This window comes from Deltaproteobacteria bacterium (assembly GCA_011773515.1).
Lineage (GTDB): Bacteria > Desulfobacterota > Deferrimicrobia > J040 > J040 > WVXK01.
Genome location: WVXK01000100.1, coordinates 17,346 through 21,816, shown reverse-complemented (window position 1 = coordinate 21,816; position 4,471 = coordinate 17,346). Strand labels below are relative to the sequence as shown.

The 4,471-nt window shown below is 50.1% G+C and carries 3 protein-coding genes; all 3 read left to right on the top strand.

Going from position 1 to position 4,471, the window contains the following annotated elements; genetic code table 11:
* Positions 1–1,328, top strand: a 1,328-nt coding sequence (mutS, locus tag GTN70_11010) for a DNA mismatch repair protein MutS (GenBank protein ID NIO17494.1), incomplete at its 5' end; no start/stop codon positions are given.
* Positions 1,325–2,638, top strand: coding sequence for a hypothetical protein (locus tag GTN70_11005; protein NIO17493.1), 1,314 nt, complete (start codon positions 1,325–1,327; stop codon positions 2,636–2,638). The genes mutS and GTN70_11005, both read left to right, overlap by 4 nt.
* On the top strand, positions 2,619–4,471 hold a 1,853-nt coding region (locus tag GTN70_11000), incomplete at its 3' end, for an HD domain-containing protein (GenBank protein NIO17492.1). The genes GTN70_11005 and GTN70_11000, both read left to right, overlap by 20 nt.

The window sequence follows — 4,471 nt, the reverse complement described above, 5'->3', positions numbered from 1 at the left end:
ATGAGAGGGTAGACATACTCCGTAAGATTACAAGCGGCGGCGATATTTTCCTGAAGGAGCTCGAGGAGCAGGAGAGAAAGAGGACCCAGATACCCTCCCTGAAGGTTAAATACAACAGGGTTTTCGGATATTTCATCGAAGTTTCGAAGACTTACCTGGATAATGTTCCTCCCGAATATGTGAGAAAGCAGACCCTGGTGAACGTGGAAAGGTATATCACAGCGCAGCTGAAGGAGTTTGAAAACAGGCAGTTGACCGCCCGGGAGGAGCTTGTCAAGCTCGAAGAGGAAAAGTACCGGAGTTTTCTCGAGACCCTTACAAAGTGGGGGAAGACGATACTGGGCAACTCACAGATAATTGCAGAAACAGACGTGTTCTGCTCTTTTGGACAGGTGGCATGCGAAAACGACTACGTGAAGCCGGTAATACACCCCGGAGGCCATATCGATATCAGGCAGGGGAGGCATCCCGTTGTCGAAAAAATGGTAGGCAGAAGGGAGTTCGTGGGGAACGATATCTTTCTGGACCAGGACAGCGAGCAGATTGCGATCATTACAGGGCCAAACATGGCGGGGAAGTCAACTATCATACGGCAGGTCGCTTTGGCGGTTCTGATGGCGCACGCGGGATCATTCATACCGGCCGAGAGCGGGGAGATAGCCCTGACCGATGCGATATTCACCAGGATAGGCATGTCCGATAACATTCACCTCGGAGAATCAACGTTCATGGTTGAGATGAAGGAGGTGTCAAAGATACTTTCGGAAATAACCGATAAGAGCCTCGTGGTTCTCGATGAAATTGGAAGGGGAACCTCGACTTACGACGGGTTGAGCATTGCCTGGGCTGTAATAGAGTATATCCATTCTCTGAAAGATAAGAGGCCGGTTACCCTTTTTGCGACCCATTATCACGAGATCTGTGAGCTTGGAAGGCAATTGCCCAGGGCGAACAACTATAACATATCCGTGAGGGAGTGGAACGAGCAGATTCTCTTTTTGAGGAAACTGGAGAGGGGATCATCGAATAAGAGTTACGGAATATACGTTGGAGAAATAGCGGGCCTTCCCGAGGAGGTCACGGGGAGGGCCAAAGAAATTTTGAAATCACTTGAAGATAGTGAGTATAATGGTTCAAAAATAGGAGGTTTGTCCGATAAAGGAGAAGACAAGAAGCGGCAGTTACATCTGTTTTCCAAATCGATAGAGCTGGAAAAGATTGGCGATTATCTGGAACGCTTGAACCTGGAAAGGACAACCCCGATAGAAGCACTTACTATACTTGAAGATCTCAGGGAAAAATGGAGAGCTATCAAAAGAAGGAGATGAAATCGTCAGTTTGTTGTTGGATTGCGGAAAATGCCCCCGGGGCAAAATATACGACACGTATCATTTTTTTCATCCTCATATCCTTTTTTACCATGTGCCTTTTCCCGGTACCCGAATCGCTCTCTTCTCCGATAGCGAGCGAGCAGAGAGAACGGGTCGGGGAAATAGACAGGGAGCTTGTGAAGTTACAGAACGGGAAAAAGAGCGGCCGGAGCAAAAAAGGCACCGAAGTCAAGGGGATCAGGCATTATACGAATAGCGAATACGCCAGGGTTGTCTTTGACCTCAGCTCTATTCCCGAGTACAGCGTCGATGGAAACGATGAGGCCGGAAACGTTTTCAGGGTGATTCTGAAAAATACCGACCTTTTGGTTTCATCAGAAGATTGTGAGATAGAGCCTGACCGGGGCCTGTTAAAGTGCCTAACCGCGCGACGGGTAGGCAGCGGTATCTACGTCAACATTTTTTCCAAGGACAGGTCGCGTATCGAAGTCTTCAAGCTGGCGAGCCCACCGAGGATGGTGGTCGACCTGTTCAGGAATCCCGGGGGCAGCTCTTCCGCGTTGCCTCCCGCCGCTTCTCTCCCCGGTGGGGACGTGTCAGGGAAAAGAAAGGTCGTCGTCGTCATCGACCCGGGCCACGGCGGGAAGGACCCCGGGGCGATCGGACCGGGGGGGCTCAAAGAGAAGGATGTGGTCCTGGATATTTCCCGGAAACTGAAAAAGCTCTTCGAAAAGGATGGAAGATTCAAGGTTCATTTAACGAGGAGCAGGGATAACTTCCTCTCTTTGGAAAAGAGAACCGCAATCGCGAACAGGTCCAGGGCCGACATATTCATTTCCGTCCATACCAACGCTTCGAGAAAGAGGGCTGCAAGAGGTATTTCCTCCTTCGTTTTGGGGAGAAAGGCAACAGACAAGGAGGCACTGGAACTTGCAATGAAAGAAAACGGGGTGGTTATCGGCGAGGACTCCAAGGTAAATTACATAGTGATGGATCTGATGAACGACAGAAAGGAGAAAGAATCCCTCAAGCTGGCGAAGGTGATAAATGATAGTATCGTACAGAAAGTGAGATCCAGGAGGAGGGGTGTCGTAAATCTCGGCGTAAAGAAGGCACCCTTTTACGTGCTATTCGGCGCTGGTATGCCGGCCGTTCTTGTCGAAACTTCCTTTATTACGAACAAATCAGAGGAAAAGTTTCTGAGAAAGAGATGGTACAGAGACTACATAGCTGCTTCAATTTACCGGGGCATAACGCAGTATATCGACAGGTCGAAGACGGCTTTCTATGGACTATCAGGCCAATAGCGGTATCGACATAACCCTTGCCAGGCTCTTTAATTTCTCACCCCTATTTGATCTGGACAGGAATATTCTCAATGAGGTTTTAAAGGAGAGGCTCGACGAATTCAGTGAGTATCTCCTGGCCAGACATACTTCGGGAGCGGGAGGGCTTGAACTGGTGAGGCTCAATGCAAAATTTTTTGACTCCCTCATCTGTTTCCTCTATGAAAATTCGAAAAAGAACTATTATGCGAAGTACCCCCGGCTCGATTTTCCAATGGCCATACTGGCGGTGGGAGGATATGGGAGAGGGGACCTCTGCCCTCAGTCGGACATCGACCTTCTTTTCCTCTACCATTACAAATTGAACCCGTTTGTCGAGGCGGTGACGGAGGAGATGCTCTATTCCCTGTGGGATGCCGGCGTATCGGTAGGGCATGCCGTGAGAAGCGTCAAGGAAGCCCTCTCCTATGCCTCGGAAGATTCCTCCATAAGGACAGCACTCATGGATTACCGTTTTATCTGCGGCAAATATTCCTTTCTTGAAGGAGCAAAGGATAACCTCGATAGATTTCTTTTCTATTCCGACGGGGACAGATTTATCGAGGAGAGGATCCGTGCCCTGCGGGACCGTCATAAAAAGCACGGGAGCGTCGTTTACCTTCTCGAGCCCAACATCAAAGAGGGGAAAGGAGGGCTGAGGGACCTTCACACCGTTCTGTGGACGCTCAAGGTAAAGTTCAAAGCATACACGCTCCGGGAAATGGTCACCAAGGGGGTGATAACCCAGCGGTCGGAGAAAAACCTCTATTACATCCTCGACAACCTGCTGAGAATCAGGAACCACATGCATTTTATCACCGGGAGAAAGACAGACATTGTTAACTTCGAACTCCAGGAGAGCCTTGCCGACTTCTGGGGATACAGGAAGCACGGCATATTTCTCGGCACAGAGCGATTCATGAGGTTCTACTACATTCTCGCCACGCTCTGCTGCCAGCTTACCGAGGAGATCATCGAAGAGGTGGAAAAATTTCTGCCTGACAGGGAGAAAAAAAGGTTCCTCATTCCTTTCAGGAAACGGCTGACGGATGGACATTTTTCCACATACAAGGGGAAACTGAACGTGAACAGCTCGAAATCCTTCATTCAATCCCCCGAACTCATCATGAGGATGTTCGGCATATCGCAGGAAACGGAGACCCCTCTTTCCGGCCAGGCAAAGCGGCGGATAAAAAAGGTGCTCAACGTGGTTGATGACACATTCAGGCGGGACCGGGACATAGCGGAGCAGTTTCTCGATATTTTCAGGAGGGGGAAAGAGCTGAGGCGGGTTCTCATGGAGATGAACGAATGCCGGTTCCTGGGGAGGTACATCCCTGAATTTTCCCACCTCTTTTTCAGGGTACAGCAGGACATATATCACCGCTTTACCGTTGACGTGCACTCGATCATGTCTGCGTCGGTCATGACGGAGATCGAGGAGAGAGCAAAGAGGAAGGAACCGCTCAGCGATGAGGAGGAGCACTTTTTCGATATCTGGAGAAACGTGCGTGACAAGCCCCTCTTCCTGCTGTCGGTTTTGTTTCACGACATCGGCAAGGGGCTGGGGCACGGCCACAGCAAGATAGGGGAGGCCCTGGGGGAGGGAGTGCTTGAAAGGCTCGGCTTTGGCGGTGATGAACTGGATGATTTCAAGTTCCTCGTCAGAAATCACCTCGAGATGGCGCACATTTCCCAGCGCCGTGATATGCATGATATAGAGATGATTCACAACTTCGCCATGAAAGTGGGGTCGGTAAAACGACTCGAGATGCTCTACCTTTTGACCTATTGCGACTTGAAGTCGGTGAGCGA

Coding starts and splice junctions, on each gene's coding strand:
- GTN70_11005 (NIO17493.1), top strand. CDS start 1,325: ATGAAATCGTCAGTTTGTTGTTGGATTGCGGAAAATGCCCCCGGGGCA.